Genomic DNA, 25,760 nt, shown 5'->3' with positions numbered 1-25,760 from the left:
GAAGAGTTGCCCTATCCTTGTGTGCAAGTTGGCGCGGGGGAGAACGCGACAACGAGATGACTGAGAACGACACTCTTGCGACGAAGACCTCTGGGGGGCGGGTCATGACCTTGGAGGAGCTGCTTGCGTTGCCGCCGACGGTGAATGTGACGACGGCAGCGCGGGCGCTGGGCATCAGTGCGCATAAGGCGTACGCCTTGATCAAGGGCGGCATGTTCCCTGTGGAAGTGCTGACCCTGGGGCGAACGGTGAAGGTTCCGACGGCCTCCCTTTGGGGGGTCTTGGGAGTTTCGCCTCAGTCCCAAGGTTGATCTCGGCTCACCCTTCGGTGCGTCAGATGTTGAGTTAGACCGTCTCTAACGGAGTGTTGTGGCCTAAGCTTCGCGCTGCACAGGGGGAGCGCAGAGAGAGACGGACGGGACCGCATGCCACGGCTTTACAGCTTCGACGACTCAGCGCGTCGGCGGCTTCGTGACAGTGAGGTGGGCCCGCTGCGGCAGGCCGTCAGCCGCAGGAGGGCCGGGCAGTCCACGGCTGAGGTCGCCGCCTGGATGACGGCCGAGGGGTACGTGGGCACGCTGGGTTCCCCGTTTACGAGCATGACCTTGGGCCGGTTGTTCAAGAATCCGGCCATCGCGGGCTGCGCGTACGACGACAGCGGCCAGCTGGTCGACGCGGGGCATCCCGGCGCGATTGAGCGGAAAGAGTTCGTCGAACTCCAGAAGTCGCTGGCCGAGAGCAAGACGGCAAGCAAGACTCCGGCCTTCGAGTATCTGCTCTCTGGAGGCCTGAGCAGATGCGGCAACTGTGAGCAGGAGCTGTCAGGGGCTCGCACGAACGCGGGCAACCCGGGGTACCGGTGCCGCCCGAAGGAGAAGGACGGACGGGGCGGCTGTGGCACGGTTCGTATCGATGCCGCCTTGCTCGAGACGCATGTGGCCGAGTACGTAGTGGCGGAGTTGTCCAAGCCTGCCGTTCGGGCCCAGATCGAGCGTGCGCGTCGTCGTGTGGCCAAGCAGGCCGAGGAGTTCCAGGAAGAGATCAAGGCGTTGGAGAGGCGGCGGACGGATCTCGCCGGCCCGTACGCCAGGGGCGAGATCCGTCTCGATGCGTTCAAGGCTGCGGACCAGGAGATCACCGGGCAGGTGAAGGCGCTACGGTCGCGCCTGCGATACGCCGAGCAGATGGCTTCCTTCTCTCTCGGTGGGGTGAGGGACCTGGTGCGGTGGTGGAACCATGCGCCGTTCGGGTCCAAGCGCGCTCTCTCGATGTTGCTGTTGGAGAAGGTGGAGGTCTACTCGGCGAGGGACCGCGGGGTACGGGAGATCGAGCCCGGCCGCGTCAAGCTGCACTGGCGCAAGCTTGGCTAACAGAGCCGGATGGAGCGCCAGCTCCGGGCACTGCGGCTGATCAGCCCATGCTGCTCCAGCCTCCCGAGCTGGTACGCCGTCGAACTCGTGCTGGACAGACCGACATGCTGACCGATCTCCCGAATCGTCGGCCCCTCGCCGTGCTCTGCGATCCACTCACGCACGCAGATCAGGATCCGGCGCTGAGTCTCAGTGACCTCGTTCATGCTGCGTCCAGCCGCGCGCACGGGCGTGGTGCCGCAGCTCCGCCAGGGCCGCCGAGGATTGGCCCGCCTCGGTCCAGAACGGGTGACTGGCCAGACCGCACGGCAGCTGGATCAGGCGGCGCCTGAGCGCCGTAGTGCTCGCCACGGGGGAGCGGCAGGCGAGCTCCTCGTATGTGCGGATCCAGTCGCGCTGGGCCTGGACCAGGTCGTCGGGGAAGGTGGTTCGCGCCATGACTCGATTAGAGCATGTATTCGATTTTCGCGTGGGAGACACACTGGGTGTGCGAATGCGGCTGTGACTGAGCATGCCAGTTGGCCATTGGGTGCTTCAGCTGGCCACTTGGCCGCTCACCGGCGAGTACGGCTCTACAGCCACGTCGGAATTACGCGTTCATCTGTCGGTCGGTGAGCCATCGCGCCTGGGTTACATCGCCTCTGCCCACAGTCAGGCTGGCCCTGGCAGCGACGTAGAAGCCGTCCCGGCCTTCGTCCGCGCGTCGTACGGCAGCTACCCAGTCGAAGTCGTCGTCGGCAAGACCACGTGCCGCCCGCTCCAGCTGCAGCACAGCCCAGCGCCACTCGCGCGCGGCGGCCACAGTGTCGGCGTCACCCAGCAGAAGCACCGCCTCCCACGCTTTGGTCTGCTGGGCGTCCGCTTGGGCAATCAGCTCAAGCCCCGTGGCCCGATCGATCGGATGCGCCCGCGACGAGGGTCGCGACGACGCCGTGAGACGATGCGCGAGCAAGTGGACCTCCTTGAGCGTTCGACCGAACTCGGTGTAGGCATCCAGTCGTCGTTCATCCCACCGCACCGAGAGTGCGCGCTCCCACTGCGCCCTGTCGTTGAGCCGAGCTGTGAGCAGCGTCCCCAGGACACCGACGATGACACCTATGAGTGCAGGCAGCTGGTTCAGAAAGGCAGTCACCCTCAGAGGGTGCCCGTTGCAGCGTCCAGCCAAGTGGCACGCCAGAGTGGCCAACTGGCGTGCAGCACTAAATCAGCCTTCGCTCGTCCGACTCAGCCCACCAGAAGGTCAGTTGAGGGATGGTCGTCAGCCCGAGTGTGGTGCGCAGTCCGGAGAGGTGGTTGGTCACCGTTCGCTCGCTGATGCCGAGTTGGTCACCGATCTGCCGATGACTCTGGCCCGCGACGATCCCACGCAGGATGGACCGCAGCAGGGGCGTGGTCACCGGCTCTGATGTCGGTTCACTGGCGCCAGGAGCATAGAACTGTTCGCTGAGGCCGGTGGCGCCCCAAGGAGTTGATCGCTGCCAGAAATCCTCGAAGATAGCCCGAACGAAGCCCACCATGGCGGGGTGCCGCATGTGCCAAGCGCCAACCTCGGGGGCTCTGCCCTCTGCGAAGTCAGGGACGAAAGCATGGTCGTTGTCCACGATGATCATCTTCGTGATCGGGGCTTCCATCGTTCGGATCTGGCCACCAACGGAGATGATGCTCTTCGCGTACTGGCGCGCTGCGGCCTCCCCCTGGTTGCTGCCGTTGTAGACGATCCGCATGCTCACACCTCGCTCAATGAGCGCCATGTCACGGGGAGCGGAAGCGGCGAGCAATTCCGGCTTGCGCTTGCCCGGCTGGGCAGTGAGGACCTCGCCATGGGCCGCATCGACAGCCGGCGCCATCACCTTGTGGACGGCGTCGATACCCTCGATGAACTCTGCAGCCAACTCGCCTGTCGGGCGCCGGTGCCGGTGCTGCTCCTCCTCCACACTCTGAAGGAGAGAGCGGATACCAGACATGAAGCTGACAGCTGTGGAGAGCCGCTGCTCGGCAAGTGCACGTAGTTGGCCTTCAACGTGTGCCAGCTCGGCTGGCACGTGAAGGCCAGGTCGGAACGGCTCGGGGACGAGGAGTCCCATCGAGTCCAGCTCGCCGAAGCCTGGCTCCTGAGGGGTGATTCGTTCGCCTCTCATCGCGCGCCGGTACAACGCCCAAGCCTCTGCCGAGAGTTGAGGGTAGCCTGCGTCGCTTGAAGGTTTGTCCGCTTCGCTCATGTTTGGGGCTGCGTCCTTCGGAAGTGCGCCTTCACGCAACACTGAATGGCTTGATCTTGGTGAGTGAGCCGGTAAGCCTACTGTCCTGGGCATATGCGGGTCGTCCGAAATTGAGAACTGATGGCGCCTGCGGTTGCTCATGTCGACAGGGGAGGGCCCATGTGCCCAAAGGGGAAAGGTATCCGCAGGATGATCGCTACACGAAGGCTCCGAGCAGCTGCGGCCTCGTTGCTGGTGGGTGCGCTCGCGGCCCTCGCGCTTGCTATGGCCCCCCAGCAGCACACCAGTGTGCTGGCTGAGGATCCCAACTGGGACTCCGTGCCGGTGACGGTCATTGTGCCGCCGGCGGGCGCTGAATCTTCGGGCGTTTCTGCAGCGATGGATCCCAACTGGGATTAGTGGACATCGAAATGCCCCGCTCCGGATGCCCAAGAGTGTCAGGAGCGGGGCTGGCGGTGCTCTTACGCGGAGCTTTCAGGGGTGTGATGTTCGGCCTTGGTCCTCGCAGCGAGTGCACGGCAGTCGCTCTCGTACGCGATATGTGCCGCAACTCTTACTGTGTGGGGATCTAAGGAGGGGCTCGGCTTGCCGGGAGGCGGGCGGCGGTGTGACGGGGTGTATTTCGGGTGGGGATAGATCTGGAGCGAGTTCTGGCTCGCCTCAAGGAGTCCGGCGGGATCGCGTACGCGGAGCTAGGGGAGGACGAAGCGAGCGCGGTGCTGGGTGCGCTGGCCGTAGTGGACCTTCAGTGCATTGATCCCGCCGAGGCGCCGACGGGCGGCGAGGAGCTGTCTGGTGTCAAGTAGCGAGACGATTACGGGGCGGGCTTCCGGTTGGAAGTCCGCCCCTCGGCTTTGACCTGCAAAAACTTCTCGAAAATCGTGGACCCTTACCCCGAATGCATATAGAATAGAACTACAAGGAAGGGGGAGAAAAGAAACCCCCACCGACCTCTTGGAGCATGAAATGCCGCACAAGTACGCGACCCTGAAAATGCGTCAGATCCGCCGCAATCTGAACCAGCCCCGCGAGACCTTCAACGAGGAGGCCCTGACCGAGCTGGCCGACTCGATCAAGGAGCACGGTCTCCTCCAGCCGATCGTCGTCCGCAAGGTCGCGGAGGGCGGCTACGAGCTGGTCGCCGGTGAGCGCCGCTTCCGCGCCAACGGGCTGGCGGGCAACATCACCATCGAGACGAAGATCCTCCTGACCGAGGGTGACGCCGAGATCGGCGACATGGAGTCCTTCAAGAAGGCCATGGCCGAGAACCTGAACCGCGAGGACATGCTCCCGCTGGAGGAGGCGCGCGGCTTCAAGAAGGTCCTGGACGAGGAGGAGGGCGCCGACCCCGCCAGCGTCGCGAAGACCTTCTCCAAGTCGGTCCAGTACGTCAACCAGCGCCTGGCCCTGCTCAACCTGCGCCCCGAGATCCAGACGGCCGTCGACCTCGGACACATCGGCACCCAGGCCGCCGTGCAGATCGCCGCCCTCTCCCGGGACAACCAGAAGGCTGTCTTCGAGGACTGGAAGAAGGGCGACAAGAGCGACAACCAGCTCGTCCACATCGCCTATGCCATGCGCAAGCAGGAGAAGGCGGCCCAGCAGGACTCCATGGTCGACGTCGAGGAGATGACCCCCGAGGAGAAGGCCCAGCGCGCCCGCACGCAGGCCAAGACCAAGACCGACCTTGACGACATCGAGCGCATGTGCGAGCTGCTGGACAGCATCGGCAAGGCGGACCCGATGGAGCTGGCCCGCACCCTGGAGGGACAGGTGGGCAAGCGGCTGGAGCAGATGGACCGGGTCGCCAACTTCGTCCAGAAGGCCCGCTTCCAGCTCCGCCAGGCCAAGGCGCACGCCGACGCCAGCGAGATCATGGTCAACCCCGCGGCGGCTGCCCCCGACCTGGTCGCGGAGGCCGATGCCGCACTCGCCAGCCTGGAGCCCACCTCCGACGTCACCTCGGAGACGGTCGCGGAGACGGAGACGGGGCCCGCCGCCCCCGCCCCGCAGGCCGAGGCCGCCGACGACGCGGAGCAGGAGACCGCCCCGGCGTCGGAGGCAGACGACGCCGAGGCCGAGCCCGTCGCCGTCGCAGCCTAAACGCCTTCACCCGGGGCGGCCCCCAACGGGCCGCCCCCTCTTTCCATCGGGAGACCCGCAGTGATGAACGACATCCACGCCATGCGCAACATCAACCGCAACCTGTTCGAGGGGGTGCCCGCCACGGCCAACGCCCTTGAGGAGTACGACTCCGACGCCGCCCAGCTCGTTCGTGAGGCCGCGCAGCATCTGGTCAAGGCCCGCCGCGACAACGACCCGCAGGCTATAAACGAGGCCAGCAACGCGACGTTCCTCGCTGCTGCCGAACTCCTCAACCAGGCCGGACGTTCCGTCTACGTCCGCTTCCCCATCATGGTCGCGGCGCGCCTGGTGGAACTCGAAGCGGCGCTGCTCGTCGCCAAGGCCGATGCCGCCAGCGAGGCGGAGGGACAGTCCGCGTGAAGCGGCCCGCGCGCATCAACGGCCTCAAGACCTGGCCCGAAGACGGCACCCTCCCACCCGAATTCTGTCGCCTCTGCGACGCCGACCTTGCCCACACCCAAAACCAGCTCGCATCCGCGATCTGTGTCGTCTGCGGCTACTGGGTGTGCGAGCTCTGCGACGGCGGCACAGACCCTGCCACGGGCGACGCCGTCTGCGCGGACCACAAGAGCCACCCGCTCGCCGCCAACTGCACCCAGTACGCCTGATCAGGAGTCCCAGTCATGAAGATAGATCCCGACGTTCTCGACGTCCTCCGCGCTGCCACGGTCGACGGCCCGGCGCTCCGCCTGAACGGCCAACTCGAACGCAAGCTATACGAGCGCGTCAACCTCGCCCTTCGCGCGGCGGGTGGCGTCTGGCACCGCTACAAGAAGGCCCACATCTTCACCATCGACGCCGCCGACGCCATCGCCGGGCTGCTCGCTACGGGCGAGGTGATCACCGACGTCGACCTGGGGTTCTTCCCGACGCCGGAGCCCACGGTCGAACGCCTCTTGGACCTCGCCGAACTCGAACCCGGATGCGAGGTGCTGGAGCCTTCGGCGGGGCGCGGCGCCATCGCCGAAGCGGTCGCCGCCCGCGGGGCCGTCGTGGACTGCGTCGAACTCGACGCCGCTCGCGCCGAGCACATCCGCGCCGGCGGGTACGCCCGGCAGGTCACGACCGCCGACTTCTTCAGCGTGCAGGTGAGGCGCCGATACCAACGGGTCATCATGAACCCGCCGTTCGCCGGACGCCAGGACATCCTGCACGTGGAGCGGGCGCTGCGCTTCGTCCAGCCCGGCGGCCACCTCGTCGCGATCATGTACGGCAGCCTCACGTACCGGAGCGACCGCAGGACCAAGGACTTCCTCGCCCGGGTGTGGGAGGCGCGGGGAAATCTCTGGGAGCTGCCCGCAGACGCGTTCCCCGCAGTGAGGGTGGCCACGGTGATCGCAGTCATTCCGGTCCGTGAAGTCGCGCCCCTTCACGTCCTCAAGCAGATCACGCTCAGGCCCGAGGACTTCACGGCTCGGCCCCGCGCCGTGCAGCAAGACCTGTTCCTCACGGACGTGCCAACTGCCCACGGAACGGCACCCTTTGACGGGCTCGGGTACGGAGCGCCGCACGACGGGAGGGATCACTCCGTCGGGAAAAATAGATCCCAACACTGAAGAGTGATACGTTCTATTTCGTTGGCGGGAACGACCACAACCGAGGAACCGGCCCACCAACATGCCGTGGCATGCGGCATCCCCTTCGGTGCCTGGCGGGTGGCCAATCCCCCGCGCCCTACCCGCCAGGCACCGGCTCCGCCCACGTGGGGCCACAGATGTCTACGTCCGCCACAGCCCAAGAAGCGACCCGCCCTCAGGCAGTCCACGCCAGGGCGGGCCGTTCGTTTCAACCGGGAGAACGCATGCCCGCCACGTACAACACCGAGGGCGCAGCCGATCCCAAGCTGTATGCCCGGCTCATGGAGGAGCGATACGGCCCGCTGCCCCAACTCCTCGCTGAGCGACGGAGCGTAAGCAAGAAGCCCCCGCCCGGACTGAGCACACCAGACCCCGAAGCGGCCCAGCATTACGCGGAGCTCGCAGCCGCGATCGGCGCCCGCACTTCAAGAAAATAGGAGCGAGCAGCATGACCGTAACCCCCGCCCAGGCCGAGCAGCCCGCTCGGATCCCACCCGTTCCCGGCTCCATCTGGTGCGACGGCTGCGGCAGTTGGTGCCTGCCCACGGGCGTCTGCGGGTGCAACAACCGGTGATCCGCTCTATCGTCACCGCGACGGCCATCGTTCTCATGGCGGCCGTCGGCCTCTTCGCCTGGTTCGTCACGCTGCTCGGTGGTGGATACATCCTTGCGGCCGGCCTGCTGCTAATCCTCGGCCCGCTCGCACTCGTCGACGGTGCGACGCGCCTCAAGGCAAAACGACGTGCTGGGCGGAAGCCGGGGTGATCGCCCACACCCGGCCGCCCTCTCCTCTGAATCTCCTCAAATCGCTTCACGATCATGTTTGAGGGCTCTCTACTGGCATGGGAATGACGGACCATGGCCGCGCCAGCCGCGTAGACCTCAGGGGGATAGCTTGTTCGAATACGTGGGCGGCCTTTTCGACAGAGCCCAGCCCGCTACGTTTGCGTTGGTGTGCTCCGCGCTGCTCCATTACGCGGTGCTCGCAACGCGGAGCGAAACAGCCCAGGCGCTGTGGCAGTTGAGCAGGCGCCAGAGGCGGCTTACGGTTCGGGCAGCCTTCGTGCTGCTGGGTCTCTGCGCCACAGTTGCCTTGATCCCTTTCAGTCTCTTTGGCGCCGGAGTCGCCCTCATTCTCACCGCCTCCGTACGCCTGGCATCTCCACGGAAGCAGGGCTGGACGGTGCCAGAGCTCGACGTTCACATCCTCACCGAGGTGTTCTTCCACAGCACAGCCCTGGTGGGGACGGCCTTGGGCATCAACTTCATAGCTCTCGGCCACTATTCAGACCTTCAGAATGGGCAGCGCGTCACAATTACGCTGACGCTGTTAATCGGCTCCGTAGTCGCCGTTAACAAATCGACCACGAGGACGCGAAAACTCTGCACGGAGATCACCAAGGGGGTCTCAGGTGTGCGGAGGCACATGGAGTCACTACACAGCGTGCGCGAGCTGAACAAGAATAGCGAGAGGCTGCCGGACAAGCGCCAGGAGTGTCACGAGAAGATCGATGACCTGTCTCGGGCACTCGATACCCGGCTGAACACCGGCTACCGGCAACTCGGCACTCGCGTACTGCCCGTAGACACCTTCAAGACGCTTATGACTGATCTGCACACCGCAGCGGACGAAGCTGATCGAGAAAATCTATCGTGGAGCCAGGCCAGCCCGTTGCTGGACGAGATTCGAGCTGCGTGCGCCAAGCATGTCGACGAAATGGCGTAGTCCACAGCCCTGGCCAGAGATCGTCTAGTGTGGACCGGAGTAGGGCGCGGGGATCGGCCTACTCCGAGGGACAGCCCGTGACCGCGACGCTCGCCAACATTCCTGAACAGCTTCTGCCGCTCGCAGTCCCCATCGGGGACCTCGCGCCGTACCACCGAAACCCCCGCAGCGGCGACATACCCTCCATCGCCGAATCGCTGACCGTCAACGGCCAGTACCGGGCCATCGTCGTCAACAAGGGCACGCTCACCCGGCGCCCCAACGAGATCCTGGCAGGCAACCACACGCACGCCGCCGCGCAGCAGCTCGGCTGGGAGCAGATCGCCGTCACTTGGGTCGACGTGGACGACGACGCAGCAGCCCGCATCGTCATCGTCGACAACCGGACCAACGACCTCGCCGGATACGACACCGCGCTCCTGGCCGAAGTCCTCTCCGAGATTCCGGACCTCGCCGGCACCGGGTACGACCGCGAGAGCGTCGACCGACTCCTCGACGACACGACCCTCCCCGAGACGCTGGAACTCACTTCCGACGGAGCGGGCACCGGGGCCGCCGCCACCGTCGACTACCTCCAGTGGGGATACCTCCAGTGGGAGTCCAAGCGCGTACGCATCACCTCCGAAGAGGTCGAAGCCCTCAACGCCACCTACACGAAGTTCGTGGACGACACCAACAGCGACCTCGGCTTCGGCTGGCACGTCCTCCAGCAGGCACACCAGGAGGGCGAGCCCGCATGAGCAGCGCACCCACCACGACGTTCCACGAGGCGTACCCGCTCGACCAACTCCGCCCCGCCGACTACAACCCGCGCCGCCTCAGCGAGGGCGCGTTCGTCCGGCTCCAGGCATCCCTGCGCCGCCACGGCGTCGTGAAGCCGGTCATCCTCAACGCGGACGGCACTCTGGTCGCAGGCCACCAGAGGACCAAGGGACTCAAGGCCATCGGCCTGACCCACACGCCCGCGGTCATGCTCGGCACCAAGGTCAGGCTGCAGGACGAGATCCAGTTCAACCTGCTCCACAACCGCGTCGAGACCGAGGCCAGCGTCGTGTACGCCGAGCCCGGCGAGATCGGTGCCTGGTCGTGGATTCCGTGGCCGTCCATCCGCGTCGCCGAACGCAAGAATCTCTCCTTCGTCAACGCCATCGCCCACATGACTGCCGGCCACGGCCCCTGGGGCAGCGTCGTCATCGACGACCAGGGCCGCGTCGTCCTCAACGCCGAATACGCTGTCGTCGCCTCCATCTCCCGGTTCGACGTCCTCGCCTGGACCGTGACCTCCGCCGACGCCGCCCAGCTCCACGCCGACCTCACCGGCGAGTACGGCGTCTACGACTGGACCGCCATTGAGGGCAAGGCCCCCGTATGGAACCAGCACATCGTCCAACCTAAGAGGCTCCGGCAGTTCTCCTCCAAGGCCAAGGCAGGGAAGCTTGCCTACGGCTCCGAGACATGGGACCAACTGGTCACGCCCTGGCTCAAGCCCACGCAGCGGGTCGTCGACTTCGGCGCCGGGTACGGCGACTACGCCAAGCACCTGCGTGCCAAGGGCTTCAACATCCACGACTACGAGCCCTACCGCTGCGCCGCCGGATCGTACGCCGTCGACATCCGCGCCGTCGTCGGCATGATCCGCGACATCGCCAAGGACATCCAGGCCAACGGCCTCTACGACGTAGTGGTCCTCGACTCCGTCATCAACGCCACCACCTCCCTCGCCTACCAGCACTGGGTACTCGCCACCGTCAACGCCCTCTGTGCGGCGGACGGAGTGGTGTGCCTCGGCACTCGCAACCTCGCCCGCGAACTCCGCGACGAGCAGGCCAAGCGGGTCACCTCCAAGACCGCCACCACGAAGATGAGCTTCCTCGACGAGGACAACGTGGAGATGAACTTCGTCAAGGGGAAGTGGCAAAAACTCCGCTTCCACACGCCCGAAACCCTAGAACCCCTGCTCCGCCGCTACTTCAAGGACGTGCAGGTCAGCGACCTCAGCGGGTCCAACCTCAAGGCCACATGCCGCCGCCCCATCGCACTCCCCAAAGAGGAATACGAGAAGGCATTCGAGGAGGAATTCAACATGCCTTACCCGAATGGCTTTCGGCATGACAGGCATCTGGAATTGGTGGGAAATTTGATAAAATTGGTAGTAGGGAGAAATGAATCTCTCGCCAATTAAGGAAGTAATGGGGAGTGCATGTCGCAGCGAATACAGATCCAAATTGAATCACGAACTCGGTACCACATCATGTGGCTGGCAGGCGTACGGCACGTAGCCCTCGACCAGCACTGCCTGCGCAGCTTCGGCCAGCCCGACCGACCGCGGGTAGACGTCCGCCGCCGGCATCAGACCCTCGAACTGCCCGAGCACAACCCTCCCCTGGCCTGGTACCTCTGCGCCTTGCCCAACCCGTGGAAGTGGAGCGAGAACTCACACCTCGCCTTCGAGGGCGCGCCAGGAGCGCAGTGGGAAGGGCCTGCTCTTGTTCCGGGCCTGCACGTGAACCTCAACAACGCTCGCCCCATCACTGGATGGGGTGAGCACAGCATCCCCGAGCACGAGCCGCGCAGGAACTCGGTCCGTTTCCGGACCTGCCGCAACTGGCAGTTCGCCTGGTGGCTGCGGACCGAGCGCGACGCGCCGGACGCGCCGCCTGAGTACGTGCCGCCCACGCGGCCTGGCGAGGGCGAGCAGATGTCACTGCTGTGACGATGGCGGGGTCGGGCGGCCATCCTCCGGCCCCGTCTCGTCTCGTCTCCGCTCCCGCCGGTTGGCTGTGTCGCTGCCCACCCCATCGCCGTGCAGCGCGCGGAGGAAGCGGCGCCACGACTCGATCAGGGGCGGGAGCTGGTCCAGAAGCCCCTTGCTCACGAAGATGACAACGGACAACACCCCGGACCAGGCGAAAGCCAGGAGGATGACGGTCGTGTCCAACGGTCGGCGTCCTTCCAATCGGGGCCGAACCGTGTGCATGGACGCACTCAGTTCGACCACATGAGTGATCGAACTGAGCTCCATGCCGACGCAGAAGACTCAGGTGTTGCAGAGGACTGATTGGCTCAATCCCCTCCTGCTGGCGGTACAGGTACTGCGATCGTCCCCCGACAGGGGGAGCCGACCCACCGTCCGGCTCTGCCTAGGAGAGTCGTCGGACACTCCACGGCGCAAGGAGCCAGACCGGATTAGCCCAAGCCCAAAGGCGTATGGGTGCGCGCACCATATCTCGCGGATGGCCTCAACTGACAGTGCGATCAGCGCCGTTACGAATCCACAAAGGTGAGAAAGGGCTGACGCGTCAGGGTGCGATCATGGATGCGGGCGCGGGGGCGCACCCGAGCTGTGAAGGACTCCCGCCGTGGGACGCCCAGACAAGGCCGCGCGTGCGGCCATTGCGCGCCGCCGCTCGGACGCCATCGACCTACGTCTCGCCGGCGTGGACTGGCTGACGATCGCCCGCAAGCTCGCCGCCGACCCGACCGCTAACTCCGACGGCATCGCCTATGCCCAGGGTTACGGCATCGAGCGGTACCGCAAGAACCAGGACCCGCCGACCGACGAGGCACTGATCCATGCCACCTGCCGGGACGTTCGCACCGCACTTGCCGACCGCCGCGCCGAACTGAACGACGACGTAGATGAGTTGCGTGCTCTTGAAGCCGACCGACTCGACCGGCTGTTCTTCGTCGCATACAAGAAGGCCGTCCGGGACCAGGACCTCGCGGCCATCGACCGGACGCTGCGGATCATGGAGCGCCGTGCGCGCCTCCTCGGCCTCGACATGCCCGTCCGCACTGAGCTGTCGGGCCCGGAGGGTGGTCCGGTCCAGATCGAAAGCGTGACGGCCGACGAACTCGACGCCCTGATCGCGCTCACCGATCCGGACACCGAATGAGACCGCGCGACGACGAGGGCATCATCACCCGCTACAAGACGCTCCCGGCCGCGCAGCGTCGGGCCATTGCGCAGTCCGCCTCACCCGCGCTGCGCGCCGAACTCGCGCGAGCTGAACGCCACCTGGCCATGGACCGCTCACCAGGTGCGCTCGCCGCCGTCCTCACCGGAGGCCGGGAGATGCAGGCACCGCACCTGGACCTCATCGACCAAGCGTTCATCGACATGGCCGCAGGCCGGTGCGACCGCGTCATGCTGACCATGCCCCCGCGGCACGGCAAGAGCCGCCGCGCCTCACGCTGGGCGCCCCTCTGGTACCTGCGCAGCAATCCCGGCCACCGCATGATGATCGCCAGCTACTCCGCCGACCTGGCTGACGACCACGGCCGGTGGATCAGGGACGCCATCTACACCTGGGGCGACGACCTCGGCATCCAGCTCAAGACGGGGAGTCAGGCCGCCAATCGCTTCGACATCGTGGGCGGCGAAGGCGGCCTTCTCGCAGCCGGTATCGGCGGCGGCCTGACCGGACGCGGCGCCCACATCGCCATCGTCGACGACCCGGTCAAGGACATGGCCGACGCCGACAGCCCCACCATGCGCAAACGCGCCTGGGACTGGTGGACCTCCGTACTCCAAACCCGACTCGAACCCGTCGGCGCCATCTGCCTGATCCAGACCCGGTGGCACGAGGACGATCTCGCCGGTCGCATCCTCGCCACCGAGCGGGACGCCTGGCGCGTCATCGACCTGCCCGCCATCGCCGACAGCCCCGACGACCCGCTCGGCCGCGCACTCGGTGAGCCGCTGTGGCCCGAACGCTTTGACGCAGCCCACCACGCCAAGACCCGCAAACGAGTGGGCGAACGCGTGTGGGGCGCCCTCTACATGCAGAAGCCCAGGCCGCCCGAGGGAGGCGTGTGGAAGCGCGAGTGGATCGACACCGCCCGCATCAACGCCGTCCAGTTCTCGGGCCTCGACATGGCGCGCATCGTCGTCGCCGTGGACCCCGCTGGCGGAGAGTCCACCGTCGGCGACGAGACGGGAGTCATCGGCGTGGGCCGGGACTTCGACCGGCAGCTGTACGTCCTCGCCGACCGGTCCGGATCGATGGGCGCCAACGACTGGGGCTTGGCCGCGTGCCGCCTGGCTCTCGAACTGAAGGCCGACGCGATCGTCGTCGAGAAGAATTACGGCGGCGACATGGCAAGGCAGATTGTCACCCAGGCATGGGAGCAACTGCGCCGCGAGGGCGTTACCAAGGGGCTGCTCATGCCCATGATCCTGGAGGTCACCGCCAAGGTCGGCAAACGGCTACGTGCTGCCCCCGTGGCTCAGCTCTACGAGCAGCAGCTCGTTCACCACGTCGGCGAGTACCCCGTCTTGGAGGACCAGATGGTGACCTGGGTCGAGGGAATGGACAGCCCGGACCGTATGGACGCTGCCGTGCACGGACTGACTGAACTGGCTGACCCCGACCAACTCGACACCCTGCCAACGGACATCGACGACGACCGCTTCGACGGCCGCCGTTGAAGCTGCCCCCATCTCGCCCGAAAACGGCCCCAAGAGGAAACAGCCCAGCCCGCTCGGCGGCCCTCCGCGCGCTGCTAGCCTCACGATCATGGGGAGCAGGGGGAGTTGGACGGGAATCCTGTGCACGGCAGCACTGGCGGTCACATGCCTCACGGGCTGTTCGTCGGGGACCGAGGAACCCACCGGCGCGGACCAGCGTGCCGCGCACGTGGACCGTGTACGCGAGACGCATCGGCTTGGGCGCAGCGAGGGTCTGGCGTTGCAGCGGCAGAAGATCGCTGGAGGCACTGCGCCCGCCTTCTCCAGTCCCAGCGAGCAGGAGTGCACCACGCGGTGGGACCAGCTCGGCGAGAAGGAACAGAGCGCGGGTGGCCGCGGCGGCTTCGTGGCCGCGTGCTCCTCTTTCCCTGCTCCGGGCATGCCGGGTTACGACGACGCCGTGGCCGAGGCCAGCGGCAGCACGCCGACGCCGTAACCTGATCTTGCGGCGCGGGGCCGACTGCCTGGAGGGGCGCTGTGGGCCTGCGCGAGCTGATCACCGACGTCTGGAGCTGGCTGGACTACAAGCCAGCCATGGCCGACCCGCGCCGACCGGGCCGAAACGCGTGGGCGGAGCTGACCTCATCGTGGGTGCCCGACGAGGACCTGCGGCGTCTTGCCGCCTACCGGCTCCTGGCCGCGTACGACTCCAACCAGGCCGGCCAGGTCGCCGCGATAACCGGGGACGACGATGCGGGAACTGAACGGAGGGAACTCGGCGACGCCTCCAAGCTGGTCGACACCGCGCTCGGCTACCTCCTCGGCTCCGAGCAGACCATCAGCGTCGCGGGCGCAGAGCACGCCGACGACGAGCCGACCTCCGAGGCAGCCGCGGCGCTGGCCGTGCAGGACAAGCTGCGGGCATGGGCGGAGAAGGAGCTGCTGCCCCTGCGCATCCAGCAGGCCGAGCGCACCGCGATCCTCCTGGGTGACGCCGTCTACACCCTGGCCTGGGACCCGGGGAAGGGCCGCGTCCTGCTGCGCACGTGGGACCCGGGCTTGTACTTCCCGGAGTGGCCGGAGGACGGTGAGCAAGATGGGGCGGAGTTCCCGCTGCGTGTGCACCTGGCCTGGGAGCTGCCGGAGGACAAGCGGCGCGGCCTGAAGGCGAGGCTTCGGCGGGTCACCTACGAGCTCGGCCCGATCGGTCCGGCCAGTCGGAGCGGCATGGCGAAGGACGGCAGTCCCGCGCGCGAGTATCTGTACGCCGACGACGGCCAACCGATCCTCGTCAAGGGCGACGCGCTCAACGCCGACACGCGTGTCATCACGCGGACCTACCCGTGGGCGCCGAGTCGGCCGACGCCGTGGACGTGCTACCTCACCGACGCGGAATGGGAGCTGGACGACCTCAAGCACGCCGACCTGCTGTACGACCTGCCGATGCACAAGGCCACCTACCGTGTCCGTTCGGACGGAGAAGTCCTGGACCGCCTCGACCTGATGGTGGACTTCATTCCCCTCGTCCACGTCACCAACAGCATCCCCGCCAGCGGAGAGCACTGGGGCAAACCCACCGTGGCCACCGTCCTCCAGGCCCTCGACGAGCTGTCCGCCACCGACACCGACAGCTCCGGCGCCTCGGCCACCACCGGCTCCCCAATCATCGGCCTGGCAGGGGCTCGCCTGCCCATCGACCGCGCCACCGGCCAGCCGCTACCAGTCAAGGTTCGGGCGGGGACCGTCTGGCAGCTCAACGACAACGGTCGTATGGACGTCCTCGACACATCGGCGCAACTCGCCGAACTGCGGGCCCGGGTCGACCACGTACTCGACCGCATCGCAGCGAACTCTCGCCTCACCGCCGCTGGGCTTGGCACCCTCGACCCGACCGCGCTGCCGTCTGGGTACGCGCTGCAACTCGCGCTTGGCCCTCTGGATTCGCTGGTCGCGGCCATGCGTCTGGCTCGCAGGCACAAGTACGCTGTCCTGCTGCGGATGGTGCAGCGGCTCCACCAGGCAGGGCAGGCTGAGGGCTGGCTCACTGGGGAGTCTGTGCGCGCACACCTCATGTGGGGCCCGCACACCCCGACTGACCGCGCCGCAGTCCTCGACGAGGTCGTAAAGGGCGTCGGGGCCGGTGTGCTGTCCGTCGAGACCGGCATCCGGATGCTCGTCGACGTGGGCTACCCGATCGACGATGTGCAGGCAGAGATCGAGCGCATTCAAGCGCGGGCTTTCGACGCTGCCGCCCGGCTTGCCGACGCAACTGGTGACAACGCTGCGGTGCGCCAATACCTCGGTCTGCCGGAAGCCGCAAGCGACATTCCGCAGGTCCCTCTTGGGTAGCGGAGCCTGGGGCAAGGCGCGGCTCATTGAGGGACTCCTGGCGACCTCATAGGCTGCGCCTCGTTGAAGGCCGAGTGCGCACAATGCGCGACGTGGGGTTCCGTGCTGTTGCATGCTGGCCTGTCCGTGGAATCAGGGGACACCGATGACACAGCAGCTTTGGACCAGTCAGAGGCACCGCACCGCAATCGGGCGGGTCGGTCTCTCACTTCCTGCCCGTCGTGCCGTTGGTGATCTCCAACTGGACCCTGGCCTGGGAGTGCTGGACTATGGCTGTGGTAGGGGCGGCGATGTACGCGCTCTCCAGCGCCTGGGCCTGGACGCCACAGGGTGGGATCCAGTGCACTTCCCCGATGGGGAGCGGAAGCCGGCCGAGGCTGTCCTTCTGACCTACGTGTTGAACGTCATTGAGGACCCCTCCGAACGCCGCGAGACGCTGCTACGTGCCTGGGATCTCGCCAAGTCTGTACTAGTCGTCTCCGCGCGGTTGCGCTGGGAGCGCAACCAGATCAAGGGGATTGAATACGGTGACGGCATCCTCACCCAGCGCCGCACCTTCCAACGCCTCTTCGCGGCTGGTGAGCTCCGCGACTACGTTGAGGAAGTGACGGGCGTGCGCTGCGTGTCGGCAGCGCCCGGCATCGTCTACGCCTTCAAGGACGACGAAACGCGCCTTAGCTATTTGGCCCGCCAGATTGCCCCCGAAGGCGAATGGCTGGCGTCCGAGGACACCGCGTCGGCAATCACCTCGGTCGTCTCACATCTCGAACAGCGCGGTCGGATGCCGCATCTTGAAGAAATGCCCCAACCGATTATTAGCCTGCTTGGCCACCTTCGTCCTGCCGAACTGAAGCGCCTCGCCGAGCAGGAAGCGGACCCACTCAAGGTGGAACGCAGTGCAGAACGCAGTGCTGTCGATGCCTTGCAGTTCCTCGCTCTGGAGCTCTTCCACGGCCGAGGTCCCGTCAGCAGTTTGCCGCTGCCCATTCAGCTGGACATCCGCGCCTTCTTCCCCTCGTATGCCGAAGCGTGTCAGCGAGCGGATCGTCTGCTATTCAAGTTGCGCGATGACGCCTACATTCGCCGGGCCATGAACGGATCGATCGCTGGCAAGTTCACGGCGACCGCCCTCTATGTTCACAGCCGCGCACTCCACCGGATCCCCACCGTGCTGCGCCTGTACGAGCAGTGCGCGAGTATCGCTGCCGGCCGACCTGGCGAGTGGTCCGTTGTCAAGCTCCGCCACCAGAGCCGCGGTGTGAGCTGGCTCGACTACCCGAAATTCGATACAGACCCTCACCCACGTCTGGCCGCGTCGTACGCCGTCGACCTGAAGACCCTCAAGTCATCCTTCACCTCGTACGCAGACTCGACCAACCGCCCCCTACTGCACCGCAAACACGAGTTCCTCGCGGAGGACGATCCCGATGCGCCCAAGTATCGGCGGCTCACCGATGCCGAAGTGCGCGCCGGCCTCTACGAGAGCCCGCACCTGATCGGTACGGAAGAGGGCTGGGAACGCGAACTCGTCCGCTGCGAAAGAGAATTGCGCGGCCACCGGCTCGTGCGGCGAACCACCAGCACATGAGCCTCCGACCAGTCTTCGATCCCGGTGTGGTTGTCAGTGGTGCGTGAGACGCTCCGTGCATGACCACCACCCGAACGGGCGGCTTTTGTCTGCCCTCCTACCGAACGCAGTCAACCCTTGCACTGTCCGAGCTGGAGGACCACGTCCGCGAACTCACCGACTGGGTCGAGCACGCCTCCGCGGTCACCGGAGTGCCGGGGGCGCAGGAGGTCTGGGACAACGCCTACAAGTGGCTGCGCCTCGCCCAGGGGCTGCGCACGATGACCTTCGACATGTCCTACGACGATGGCGGTATGTGCTCGGTAGGCGGCGACTTCGACGCCGTCTGGACAGAGATGATGGAGGAATGGCAGCTGCACCAGGTCCGGTTCGGCTACCTGCGCGCAGCACTCGAAGGGTTCGTCCGGCTGCTGCACCCCGACGCCGCGCAGCCCGGGCTCGCCATCGAGGCGGCCGAGCGGCAGCTGCAGCACCACGCCGAAGCACTGCCCCTGCACGCACGAGCGGTCGCCGAGCATCTGGGGACACATTCTCCGGCCTACGCGGGTGGCAGCGACGCGCCGGTCGCGACAGGAGTGGCGCAGGCGATTGCCCTGCACGAGAAGGCGGTACACGGCAGTGCGGGCATTCCCGAGCCGACCAACGACGCGGACATGAAGATCTTCGCCGCTGGGCACGCTGAGGTCTGCGCCGGAAGGGAAGCCTCCACGGTGCTTCTGCTGGGGATCCAGTTGCTGATGGCAGCTGCGGTGAAGGAGGATCGGGTCGCGGCCTTCGACGACAAGTACCTCCTCGACGGAATGTGGATTCCCGACGCCTCCGGTGACAGCCGGTGGGTGGACGAAGAGATGCCCTACGGCGAGTATCTGGCCGTTCTTCACCTTGCCCCCGGCGAGCCGCCCGAGCTCTGAGGTCACCACACCGTCTGCTCTCCGCGGGCTGCGGACCGGATCGACGGCGAACATCGCCAGCTCCGCCCGGACTTCGGTCCAGTGCAGGGTTTCACTCCTGCGTCCTCAGGGGGAACGCGAGCGGGGGCCGGCAGCCATGGCTGCCGGCCCCCGCTCGCGGCCTGCTCGGGGCGTTTCAGGTCATGCACCATCCCGAGTCGCAAGCGCCCTCGTCCTCGTCGACGCTGCCATTACTCGGGGACGCATCGGGGATGGCTTGGGGGAGCGGGATGCCGTACCTCGTGAGATACACGGCGTCCCGTCCGATCGCGGCCCGGCGCCGATTGATCGTCTCCTCCAGCCGGACCGACAAGGCGAACAGCTCCGGTTCGTGCCTACGCTGGTCGCGCCATGCGCCGACCGTACGGAAGGGGCAGAAGAAGCACGAGCTCTTGGGCGGCACCGGCAGACTGGCTTCGGCGATGATGCGCTCGCAGTCGTCCCTGCGGAGCCCGAGGTCGAGCAGCGGGTATTCGATGACCTCGTGGGCTTCCCTTCGTCGGCGGTTGGCTCGGTGGATTTCGTCGAGCGATATGCCGATGCCAACCGTCGCTGGGTGCTCTGCGGTGGCGCCGTGCTCCCGGAGCCACCGCCCGACCACCTTGATCTTGAAGTCTGCTGTGCAGTTGCGTCGGCCCGGAGCGCCGTTGGCCATGCGGACCGGGATGGGGATCGACCGCGTGTCTGGCCGGTTTAGTCGCTGCATGAGCGTTTCGGTGGTTCCGTCCCGACGGCGGCGCTTGAGCTCATGTACTTCAATCCCGGCGCGGGCGGCGTACGGGATGGCGATCTCGCGAACGTAGGCCAGCGTCGCAGGGTGCTCGCTGTCGTCGCCGACGTTGGCGAAGAGGAAGGTGCTGAAGTCGATCTCGCGGCGAGCGGCCAGTACGAGCAGGGCTGTGCTCTGGACGCCGCCGCCGTAGGAAATGACTTTCGTGGGGTGCCGGTCGGGCTCGCTGGAAGCGGATCGAGGAGCGGGGTCGGTTGGATCGGCGTGATGGGCTCCTGGGGTCTGCTGCAAGATCGACATATGAGAGATACTATGGATGAGCAAGGTGATGGGCAAGTGTTTCTCTCACTGCGTCGGTGAACAGTGGAAGCTAGCGGCGGGCGCTGGCGACCAAGGCTTAGCTAAGCGGTGGGCTGCGGCTTTGCCTTGATGGTGACGGAATACCCCTGAGCCAGGACGGACGCCAGAAACTCGGCTGCGGCGCCCTGGTCGGCGCTGGTGAAGGTCCGTGGGGCGGGCGGTGACTGTCGAGGAGGGCGCGCCTCGGGGGCGCTCAGCCTTCGGCCACGAGGCTTCTGATTAGCACGCTGTCCGGCGCGGAGCGCGGCGACTTCGGAGGCCACGATGGTTCGCTGCCGCTGTCGCCCGTCGTCCAGGATCGTCTCAAGGAGCCAGAGCGGAGAGCCGGAGACGATCAGGTCGGCCTCGGCGATCTTGTGCCGGTTGCGCCACCGAGAGATGGCCTGTGCGTCCTGGCCGAGCACGCGAGCTGTCTCCTGGATACCGACGACGACCGGGAGTTGCTCCTTGTCCCCGAGGTCGTAGCCGAGAGGGATACCGGCCTTGTACGTCGCTAGCCGTTCTCGGTCGGCTTTTCGGTCGCCTTCGCCGTCGAGTCGCATGACTGTGCTCAGTAGCCAGTACGGGTTGCCCGATGCGATCAGGTCGGGATCGTCGAGCGTGCCCGCTGTCCGCCATCTTTGGGATGTCTGCCGCTCCACGTGGAAGAGGAAGGCAATCTCGGCGTGCCCGAGGAGGAGCGGGACGCGTACCTTTGCCATGAGACGGCCTTCCCCATCACCCTGTGGTCGCGTTCGTCGGCGGTGTGCTGGCAGGCCACGCCGTGGCTGTGATCTTAGGCGTGCTCTATGCCGGGTCGCAGCTCCCACGAGCCCACTTCGGTGTAGTACCGGCCGAAGTGCTGGAGCCAGGCCGCAAGCGTCTCGGTCGTTCTGCGCGCCTGTTCGTCTGTGTCTCCTGTCCGCTCGGCGATGGCCCGCTGAAGCTCGATGTTGCTGAGACGCTGGTCTGCGGTCAGCTGACCGAGTTCCGGGATCGCATGCAGGCGGGCCTCGACCTCAGCGTTGAAGGCGTCTTCAGAGAGGCCGGCGGGAACATCGAGCATGGCCAGGTCTCGCACGATGCCGGCCTCGACCAGCGAGGTGAATTTATGGCGCCCGCTGTAGAGGGCGTAGACGTTCTCCGGTCTCCTTGTCTCCGGGAACCAGTACGGGGCTGCTTCGTCCTCGGACGGCGGGGTGACGCGCTCGCTTCTCAGGAGTTCTGCCTGCTGCCGTACGAGGGCTGCTGTGTGGGGTGTGGCTGTAGTCGAGCGGGCGTTGATCTGGCCGAGGACGCGCTGTACTTCGGGGTGGTCGACCGGCACCTGCAGCAGGAGTTCCACGTTGGCGTTCGGTACGCGTCCAGTGGCTTTGCCGGTGAGGTTGGCGGAGCCGACCAGACAGCGGTCGTCGGCCCGGTAGAGCTTGGCGTGGAGGGACGGGCACAAGGCGATGGAAATGCGTTCGTCGCTCTGGGCAGCTTCGATGATCTCCGGGTCGGAGACCCCGGCGGCTACCTCCGCCGGGGTCCAGCGAGTGACGCACGTGATCTTCTGGACGGAGGAGGGCACCGCGGCGATGGTCTCCTCGAAGATCGCCTTCTTGATGAAGGGGGCGATGATGACCACCTCCTCGGTGGCGTTCTCCATCAGGTCCGCGATCTGCTGCCAGACATGGTCCGGCTGTGTCACTCCTCTTCGCTCCCGTCCTCGATGAAGTCACGGGCGTACCGGCCCCAGTCGCTTCGGGCATCCGCGATGACCCGGCGCGCCTTCTTGTTGGGGATCTCGTCCTCCATCCGTGCCCAGGAGAAGATGAGCAGCTTGAAGGTCTCGGTCGCGCGGGCGAGTCGCTGGCGGAGCTCTGCCTCGTTCGCGTCCTCGGGCACGTCCTCAAGGACGGCCATCAGCTTGCTGTGCAGGGGGTGTTCGGTGTTGAAGGACACCTGGAGCATGCCTGCGAGCAGGTCGATGTTGAAGAAGGCGGATGAGTCCTGGGGGCTGGAGATCCAGCGGACGCGCCAGTCGTTCTCCAGGGCCTCGTCGACCAGGGTCTGGGCGGTGTCCTCGTCGATGTGGTGTCGCTCGGTCAGCGCGGTGAGCTGCTCCTGGCGCTTGTCGGATTCCGTCGCCTCCTCGGCGAGGAGGTCGGTCGTACCGGTGTACCCGTCCTCCTGCCGGCGCTTGACGGCGTCCGTGGCCTTGGAGGTGACGTCCTGGTCGTACCGCTTCTTGCCCTTCCGGCCTCCCAGCGTCTGTTGCTTCAGTTTCTTGCGCATTTTGCCCAGGAGACCCTTGAGGTACTGGGCGAGGTCGATCAGCGGCAGTCGGGGGTCGCCGAGTTCGCGGAGGCGGTCTTTGAACTGCTTGGGCGTCTCGTCGGGGTCCTGTTCAGCCGACCAGTCGAAGTCGGCGAGTGACGAGAACACGACGGCGGTCTGCTTGTTGTTGGTGACGCCGAACACTTCGTCGAGCTCGGGCGGGAAGTCCACCTCGACGCCCCACCACCGCTCCACGGGGTCGTAGCCGATCGCCCACGAAGTATCGAGGTCGAGTTCGCGCCCCTTCCTGACCAGGGAGACGCCGATGTTCCGACGGGCGTGCTGCCCCCACTTCTGGGCACCTGGGTCCCGGTTGGGGTTGGCAGTGTCAGGCCACGGATGGCCGGAGACGTCGGAACGGCGGGCTTCAGGCCGGGCGATGGACGCCCGCACGGTTACGGTGTGCTGCATGCCATCGACCGTGATGGGATAGCGGTAGACCCCGGGTTCCGCTTCGTTGCCCATGTGGAAGGGCTCGAACATGGGAGTGCTGCTGAACGGCGCGGGCGTTCCGGTCTTCGCCATCAGGTACAGAGGGTCATTGGGTTCGGCGTAGTAAGCGCCGTTGTCCCCTTCGAGGACCTTCCCGTCGCGAACGGGCGCCATCTTGATGTCCACGGAGCCGTCGTGCAGATAGTGACGGTACACACGACCGATCAGCTCGGCGGTGTTGCGCAGGGTGGCCCCAGCACTGTGCCATTTGACGCGGTCCAGGTTCGTCCAGACGACGAGGGTGCCGCTGGTGCCCAGTGGCACCTCGCTCAGGTCGTCCCAGCACTCCGGCACCCGGCGAGGTACGGGGTCGGGAACCTCATCCTGCCCGTTGGTGATCTCGTCCAGGTCAAGGTAGGTGTACAGAGCGTTCGCAGCGTTGTTCTTCCACGACCAGACCTCGACTTTGGTGCACTGGGACATGCTGGAGTTGGGCAGGCCCATGCCGAAGCGGCCGATTCGATTGCGGTCGTCGCCGAGACCGTCTCCGTATTTCAGAGCACGGCGTAGGAGTTCGCTGTCCATGCCCTTGCCGTTGTCGAGGACAGCGATCTTGTCCACCCGGTACCTGGTCTGGGTGGCACCCTCGATGGGGCCCTCGCAGGCGAAGACCTGTACCAGCGCGGCTTCGGCGTCGATGCTGTTGTCGATCAGCTCGGCGAGTGCGTAGGCGGTGTTCTTGTAGCCGCTGTCGCGCATGGCCTTGACGGTCAGCGAAGGGCTGACGATCCGGTAGTTGTTTCCTTCGCCGGTCACGCTGTCTCCCATACGTCTTCCCAGTTGGTGAATGCTTCGGCGACGTCGCCGAACCCGGGAAGTTCCGGGTCGACGACGGTGACGATCTCGCAGGTTTCGGTTCCGCCGGCCTTGGGGCCGCGGATGACCCGGCCGACCATCTGGCTGTAGAGCACCAGGGACTTGGTCGGCCGGGCGATGACGGCGGCGCTGGCTGCCGGTGCGTCGAAGCCCGTGGTCAGAACTCCGAAGTTGCACAGGATCATGGGGCGTCGCGCCGCGCTCTTGAAACGACGGATGGCGTCGCTTCGGTGTCTGGGGGAGGACTCGCCGGTCACGAATACCGCGTCGAAGCCGGCCGCGGACAGCACGGATGCGATGAGTCGGCAGTGCTGCACCGATGCCGCGAACACGAGGATGCGGCGGTGCTGCTTCTCAAGCAGCTCCATGATCGTCTGGACAACCTTGAGGTTCCACTGCTTGTCCTTCGCGAGCTCGGCGATGATGCTGTCCGGGATCTCGAACGCTCGCGCCAGGCTCTGCTGGTCCCGGGCCGACAGCTGCATGCCGGCTTCCGCGGCCACCGTGCGCATGATCGGTTTAGCCAGGTAGCCCTGGTCGATGAGGGCTGTCACGGGGTTCGTGTAGCCCTCGATTTCCAGCATGACCTTCTGGCGGGAGAAGAAGTCGGCGAGTTCCTCGTCCTTGGCGATGTCCGCCCAGGTGCGGCCCGGGGTCGCGGTGAGGCCCAGTAGGCTGGAGTCATGTCGTACCGTCAGGTCGTCCACCACGCCCTGAAACGTGGGGGCAATGATCTGATGTGCCTCGTCGAACACGGTCAGAGTGCTGCGGGCGGCCAGCGTGCGCAGGAACTGCGGGTCCGATCTGGCGATTGAGACGGCCTTCTCCAGCCCGAGAACGACCAGTCCGTCGGTCACGTCCGCGAGATCCGGGGAAGAGCTGCCCCACACACGGAGAACCGGCAGGGGACGGTCGCCGACTTTGCTCCAGGCGCGCTCGAACTCGGTCGCGGCCTGTTCCAGCAGCTCCTGCCCGTGAGCCAGCCACACCACCAGGGCAGGTCCGTGCTGCCGCAGGTGGTCGCAGATCATGCTCATGCCGGTCCGCGTCTTGCCCACGCCCGTCGGCAGATGGAGCACGGCCCGCCGAGGGCCGTCGTACAGCAGCTCCTTGGTCCGGCGCGCCGCGCGGAGCTGATGAGGGAACAGAGCGTAGTCGGGAGCCGTTTCCCGCTTGAAGGAGGGGAGTTGAGGCTGTGCGCGCTCGACCGTGAAGCCGAAGAACTCCAGAAGTTCCCTGCGCTCGTCAGGTGTCCACTTCAACGAGTGCAGATACTCCAGCGGTTGCCGGTCGCCCAGCGACCCGAGCCGCTGCGCCAGCTCCCCCTGCTTGGGCGCGGGAACGAGACCGATCAGCGCGGCACGCTCGTCCTCGTCGGCGACCAGGAGCTCGGCATCGATCGCGATCGCGGCGACAGCTCGCAACCGCTCGTCACCGGCGGTACCCCCTTCGATGAGGTCGAGGAGGCCGCACAGCTCCTTGCCGAGGTGCCGGCGGATGTAGTCCATGGGGGCGTTTGCCAGGAGCGCCTCGAAGGGCAATCCCGGTGACCATGTCGTCACAGCTTCACCTGACCGATGCGGCTGACGACGAGCCGTGAGCCGCTCGGACCGACCATCATCGTGAAGTTCCTCCCCCAGCTCGACGCACAACAAGCAGCGCTCAGCGTCCAGTTACTGCGACGATGAAGCGTGCGGACCACCCTAATCGGGACCACTGACAACAGG

At 66.2% G+C, this 25,760-nt stretch carries 30 protein-coding genes; 20 read left to right on the top strand and 10 right to left on the bottom strand.

The window, feature by feature from the left end:
- Positions 1-56: 56 nt before the first annotated feature.
- Positions 57-311: a DNA-binding protein gene (locus FBY35_RS29725; RefSeq protein WP_260848857.1), complete on the top strand. Its 255-nt coding sequence runs from the start codon at positions 57-59 to the stop codon at positions 309-311.
- Positions 312-425: 114 nt separating this feature from the next.
- Positions 426-1,370: a zinc ribbon domain-containing protein gene (locus FBY35_RS29720; RefSeq protein ID WP_142217035.1), complete on the top strand. Its 945-nt coding sequence runs from the start codon at positions 426-428 to the stop codon at positions 1,368-1,370.
- Here the strand turns inward: FBY35_RS29720 and FBY35_RS29715 are convergent.
- From FBY35_RS29715 to FBY35_RS29700, 4 genes are all read right to left on the bottom strand, one after another.
- Positions 1,367-1,576 (bottom strand): LexA family transcriptional regulator, encoded by a 210-nt coding sequence (locus FBY35_RS29715; protein ID WP_142217034.1) that lies wholly within the window; start codon positions 1,574-1,576, stop codon positions 1,367-1,369. The two genes, FBY35_RS29720 and FBY35_RS29715, sit on opposite strands and share 4 nt — an antisense overlap.
- Complete coding sequence (locus FBY35_RS29710; protein WP_142217033.1) at positions 1,560-1,808, bottom strand: hypothetical protein; 249 nt, start codon at positions 1,806-1,808, stop codon at positions 1,560-1,562. Before FBY35_RS29710 ends, FBY35_RS29715 begins: the two co-directional genes overlap by 17 nt.
- A gap of 151 nt (positions 1,809-1,959) precedes the next feature.
- Positions 1,960-2,502, bottom strand: a complete 543-nt coding sequence (locus FBY35_RS29705; protein ID WP_142217032.1) for a hypothetical protein — start codon at positions 2,500-2,502, stop codon at positions 1,960-1,962.
- Between the two features lie 67 nt (positions 2,503-2,569).
- The gene (locus FBY35_RS29700) at positions 2,570-3,589 is read right to left on the bottom strand and encodes a LuxR C-terminal-related transcriptional regulator (protein WP_160159352.1); all 1,020 of its coding nucleotides are present in this window, start codon (positions 3,587-3,589) and stop codon (positions 2,570-2,572) included.
- Positions 3,590-4,215: 626 nt separating this feature from the next.
- Between FBY35_RS29700 and FBY35_RS29695 the strand changes: the two genes are divergently transcribed.
- From FBY35_RS29695 to FBY35_RS29645, 12 genes are all read left to right on the top strand, one after another.
- On the top strand, positions 4,216-4,395 hold the full coding sequence (locus FBY35_RS29695; protein WP_142217030.1) for a hypothetical protein: 180 nt from the start codon (positions 4,216-4,218) through the stop codon (positions 4,393-4,395).
- 160 nt (positions 4,396-4,555) lie between these two features.
- Positions 4,556-5,692, top strand: a complete 1,137-nt coding sequence (locus FBY35_RS29690) for a ParB/RepB/Spo0J family partition protein (protein WP_142217029.1) — start codon at positions 4,556-4,558, stop codon at positions 5,690-5,692.
- A 63-nt stretch (positions 5,693-5,755) separates the two neighbouring features.
- Entirely contained in the window at positions 5,756-6,094 is a 339-nt protein-coding gene (locus tag FBY35_RS29685) for a hypothetical protein (protein WP_142217028.1), read from the top strand.
- Complete coding sequence (locus FBY35_RS29680) at positions 6,091-6,342, top strand: hypothetical protein (RefSeq protein ID WP_142217027.1); 252 nt, start codon at positions 6,091-6,093, stop codon at positions 6,340-6,342. The genes FBY35_RS29685 and FBY35_RS29680 overlap by 4 nt, the downstream gene beginning before the upstream one ends.
- A 15-nt stretch (positions 6,343-6,357) precedes the next feature.
- The gene (locus FBY35_RS29675; protein ID WP_142217026.1) at positions 6,358-7,290 is read left to right on the top strand and encodes a methyltransferase; all 933 of its coding nucleotides are present in this window, start codon (positions 6,358-6,360) and stop codon (positions 7,288-7,290) included.
- Positions 7,291-7,535: 245 nt separating this feature from the next.
- On the top strand, positions 7,536-7,748 hold the full coding sequence (locus FBY35_RS29670; protein ID WP_142217025.1) for a hypothetical protein: 213 nt from the start codon (positions 7,536-7,538) through the stop codon (positions 7,746-7,748).
- An 11-nt stretch (positions 7,749-7,759) separates the two neighbouring features.
- Positions 7,760-7,885, top strand: a complete 126-nt coding sequence (locus FBY35_RS37535; protein WP_260848856.1) for a hypothetical protein — start codon at positions 7,760-7,762, stop codon at positions 7,883-7,885.
- Positions 7,882-8,076, top strand: a complete 195-nt coding sequence (locus tag FBY35_RS29665) for a hypothetical protein (RefSeq protein WP_142217024.1) — start codon at positions 7,882-7,884, stop codon at positions 8,074-8,076. Before FBY35_RS37535 ends, FBY35_RS29665 begins: the two co-directional genes overlap by 4 nt.
- A 130-nt stretch (positions 8,077-8,206) precedes the next feature.
- Positions 8,207-9,037, top strand: coding sequence for a hypothetical protein (locus FBY35_RS29660; protein WP_142217023.1), 831 nt, complete (start codon positions 8,207-8,209; stop codon positions 9,035-9,037).
- A 77-nt stretch (positions 9,038-9,114) separates the two neighbouring features.
- Positions 9,115-9,777 (top strand): ParB/RepB/Spo0J family partition protein, encoded by a 663-nt coding sequence (locus tag FBY35_RS29655; RefSeq protein ID WP_222123167.1) that lies wholly within the window; start codon positions 9,115-9,117, stop codon positions 9,775-9,777.
- Positions 9,774-11,219 carry a ParB N-terminal domain-containing protein gene (locus FBY35_RS29650; protein ID WP_142217022.1) on the top strand — a complete coding sequence of 482 codons (1,446 nt, stop codon included), beginning with the start codon at positions 9,774-9,776 and terminating at the stop codon, positions 11,217-11,219. Before FBY35_RS29655 ends, FBY35_RS29650 begins: the two co-directional genes overlap by 4 nt.
- A 69-nt stretch (positions 11,220-11,288) precedes the next feature.
- Positions 11,289-11,750, top strand: a complete 462-nt coding sequence (locus FBY35_RS29645; protein ID WP_142217021.1) for a hypothetical protein — start codon at positions 11,289-11,291, stop codon at positions 11,748-11,750.
- Here FBY35_RS29645 and FBY35_RS29640 read toward each other — a convergent pair.
- Positions 11,739-11,975 carry a hypothetical protein gene (locus FBY35_RS29640; protein ID WP_142217020.1) on the bottom strand — a complete coding sequence of 79 codons (237 nt, stop codon included), beginning with the start codon at positions 11,973-11,975 and terminating at the stop codon, positions 11,739-11,741. The two genes, FBY35_RS29645 and FBY35_RS29640, sit on opposite strands and share 12 nt — an antisense overlap.
- Before the next feature lie 421 nt (positions 11,976-12,396).
- On the opposite strand from FBY35_RS29640, the gene FBY35_RS29635 reads away from it, so the two are divergent.
- The 6 genes from FBY35_RS29635 (at position 12,397) to FBY35_RS29610 (ending at position 19,295) form a co-directional block, all read left to right on the top strand.
- Positions 12,397-12,933, top strand: a complete 537-nt coding sequence (locus FBY35_RS29635; protein ID WP_142217019.1) for a hypothetical protein — start codon at positions 12,397-12,399, stop codon at positions 12,931-12,933.
- Positions 12,930-14,468 carry a terminase large subunit domain-containing protein gene (locus FBY35_RS29630; RefSeq protein WP_142217018.1) on the top strand — a complete coding sequence of 513 codons (1,539 nt, stop codon included), beginning with the start codon at positions 12,930-12,932 and terminating at the stop codon, positions 14,466-14,468. The genes FBY35_RS29635 and FBY35_RS29630 overlap by 4 nt, the downstream gene beginning before the upstream one ends.
- An 88-nt stretch (positions 14,469-14,556) precedes the next feature.
- A complete protein-coding gene (locus FBY35_RS29625; protein WP_142217017.1) occupies positions 14,557-14,943 on the top strand; it encodes a hypothetical protein in 387 nt (128 codons plus the stop codon).
- 41 nt (positions 14,944-14,984) lie between these two features.
- Positions 14,985-16,796, top strand: coding sequence for a hypothetical protein (locus FBY35_RS29620; RefSeq protein ID WP_142217016.1), 1,812 nt, complete (start codon positions 14,985-14,987; stop codon positions 16,794-16,796).
- A gap of 112 nt (positions 16,797-16,908) precedes the next feature.
- Positions 16,909-18,384 carry a DNA phosphorothioation-associated putative methyltransferase gene (locus tag FBY35_RS29615; RefSeq protein WP_313904718.1) on the top strand — a complete coding sequence of 492 codons (1,476 nt, stop codon included), beginning with the start codon at positions 16,909-16,911 and terminating at the stop codon, positions 18,382-18,384.
- Positions 18,385-18,443: 59 nt separating this feature from the next.
- On the top strand, positions 18,444-19,295 hold the full coding sequence (locus FBY35_RS29610; RefSeq protein ID WP_142217014.1) for a hypothetical protein: 852 nt from the start codon (positions 18,444-18,446) through the stop codon (positions 19,293-19,295).
- Positions 19,296-19,470: 175 nt separating this feature from the next.
- On the opposite strand, the gene FBY35_RS29605 is transcribed toward FBY35_RS29610, so the two are convergent.
- The 5 genes from FBY35_RS29605 to FBY35_RS29585 all read right to left on the bottom strand — a co-directional run bounded on the left by FBY35_RS29605 (position 19,471) and on the right by FBY35_RS29585 (position 25,595).
- On the bottom strand, positions 19,471-20,364 hold the full coding sequence (locus tag FBY35_RS29605; RefSeq protein WP_260848855.1) for a phosphoadenosine phosphosulfate reductase: 894 nt from the start codon (positions 20,362-20,364) through the stop codon (positions 19,471-19,473).
- Between the two features lie 101 nt (positions 20,365-20,465).
- Positions 20,466-21,125, bottom strand: coding sequence for a hypothetical protein (locus FBY35_RS29600; RefSeq protein ID WP_142217013.1), 660 nt, complete (start codon positions 21,123-21,125; stop codon positions 20,466-20,468).
- Positions 21,126-21,199: 74 nt separating this feature from the next.
- Positions 21,200-22,096, bottom strand: coding sequence for a phospholipase D family protein (locus tag FBY35_RS29595; protein ID WP_186357098.1), 897 nt, complete (start codon positions 22,094-22,096; stop codon positions 21,200-21,202).
- Entirely contained in the window at positions 22,093-23,973 is a 1,881-nt protein-coding gene (locus FBY35_RS29590; protein WP_260848854.1) for an ATP-binding protein, read from the bottom strand. The genes FBY35_RS29595 and FBY35_RS29590 overlap by 4 nt, the downstream gene beginning before the upstream one ends.
- On the bottom strand, positions 23,970-25,595 hold the full coding sequence (locus FBY35_RS29585; RefSeq protein ID WP_260848853.1) for a DEAD/DEAH box helicase: 1,626 nt from the start codon (positions 25,593-25,595) through the stop codon (positions 23,970-23,972). The genes FBY35_RS29590 and FBY35_RS29585 overlap by 4 nt, the downstream gene beginning before the upstream one ends.
- Positions 25,596-25,760: the final 165 nt, after the last annotated feature.

This window comes from Streptomyces sp. SLBN-118, from assembly GCF_006715635.1.
Lineage (GTDB): Bacteria > Actinomycetota > Actinomycetes > Streptomycetales > Streptomycetaceae > Streptomyces.
Note: the sequence above shows the minus strand (reverse complement) of the source record. Positions and strands in the feature narration are given on the sequence as shown.

Coding starts and splice junctions, on each gene's coding strand:
- FBY35_RS29725 (WP_260848857.1), top strand. CDS start 57: ATGACTGAGAACGACACTCTTGCGACGAAGACCTCTGGGGGGCGGGTC.
- FBY35_RS29720 (WP_142217035.1), top strand. CDS start 426: ATGCCACGGCTTTACAGCTTCGACGACTCAGCGCGTCGGCGGCTTCGT.
- FBY35_RS29715 (WP_142217034.1), bottom strand. CDS start 1,576: ATGAACGAGGTCACTGAGACTCAGCGCCGGATCCTGATCTGCGTGCGT.
- FBY35_RS29710 (WP_142217033.1), bottom strand. CDS start 1,808: ATGGCGCGAACCACCTTCCCCGACGACCTGGTCCAGGCCCAGCGCGAC.
- FBY35_RS29700 (WP_160159352.1), bottom strand. CDS start 3,589: ATGAGCGAAGCGGACAAACCTTCAAGCGACGCAGGCTACCCTCAACTC.
- FBY35_RS29690 (WP_142217029.1), top strand. CDS start 4,556: ATGCCGCACAAGTACGCGACCCTGAAAATGCGTCAGATCCGCCGCAAT.
- FBY35_RS29685 (WP_142217028.1), top strand. CDS start 5,756: ATGAACGACATCCACGCCATGCGCAACATCAACCGCAACCTGTTCGAG.
- FBY35_RS29675 (WP_142217026.1), top strand. CDS start 6,358: ATGAAGATAGATCCCGACGTTCTCGACGTCCTCCGCGCTGCCACGGTC.
- FBY35_RS29670 (WP_142217025.1), top strand. CDS start 7,536: ATGCCCGCCACGTACAACACCGAGGGCGCAGCCGATCCCAAGCTGTAT.
- FBY35_RS37535 (WP_260848856.1), top strand. CDS start 7,760: ATGACCGTAACCCCCGCCCAGGCCGAGCAGCCCGCTCGGATCCCACCC.
- FBY35_RS29650 (WP_142217022.1), top strand. CDS start 9,774: ATGAGCAGCGCACCCACCACGACGTTCCACGAGGCGTACCCGCTCGAC.
- FBY35_RS29645 (WP_142217021.1), top strand. CDS start 11,289: ATGTGGCTGGCAGGCGTACGGCACGTAGCCCTCGACCAGCACTGCCTG.
- FBY35_RS29630 (WP_142217018.1), top strand. CDS start 12,930: ATGAGACCGCGCGACGACGAGGGCATCATCACCCGCTACAAGACGCTC.
- FBY35_RS29625 (WP_142217017.1), top strand. CDS start 14,557: ATGGGGAGCAGGGGGAGTTGGACGGGAATCCTGTGCACGGCAGCACTG.
- FBY35_RS29615 (WP_313904718.1), top strand. CDS start 16,909: ATGCTGGCCTGTCCGTGGAATCAGGGGACACCGATGACACAGCAGCTT.
- FBY35_RS29610 (WP_142217014.1), top strand. CDS start 18,444: ATGACCACCACCCGAACGGGCGGCTTTTGTCTGCCCTCCTACCGAACG.
- FBY35_RS29605 (WP_260848855.1), bottom strand. CDS start 20,364: ATGTCGATCTTGCAGCAGACCCCAGGAGCCCATCACGCCGATCCAACC.
- FBY35_RS29600 (WP_142217013.1), bottom strand. CDS start 21,125: ATGGCAAAGGTACGCGTCCCGCTCCTCCTCGGGCACGCCGAGATTGCC.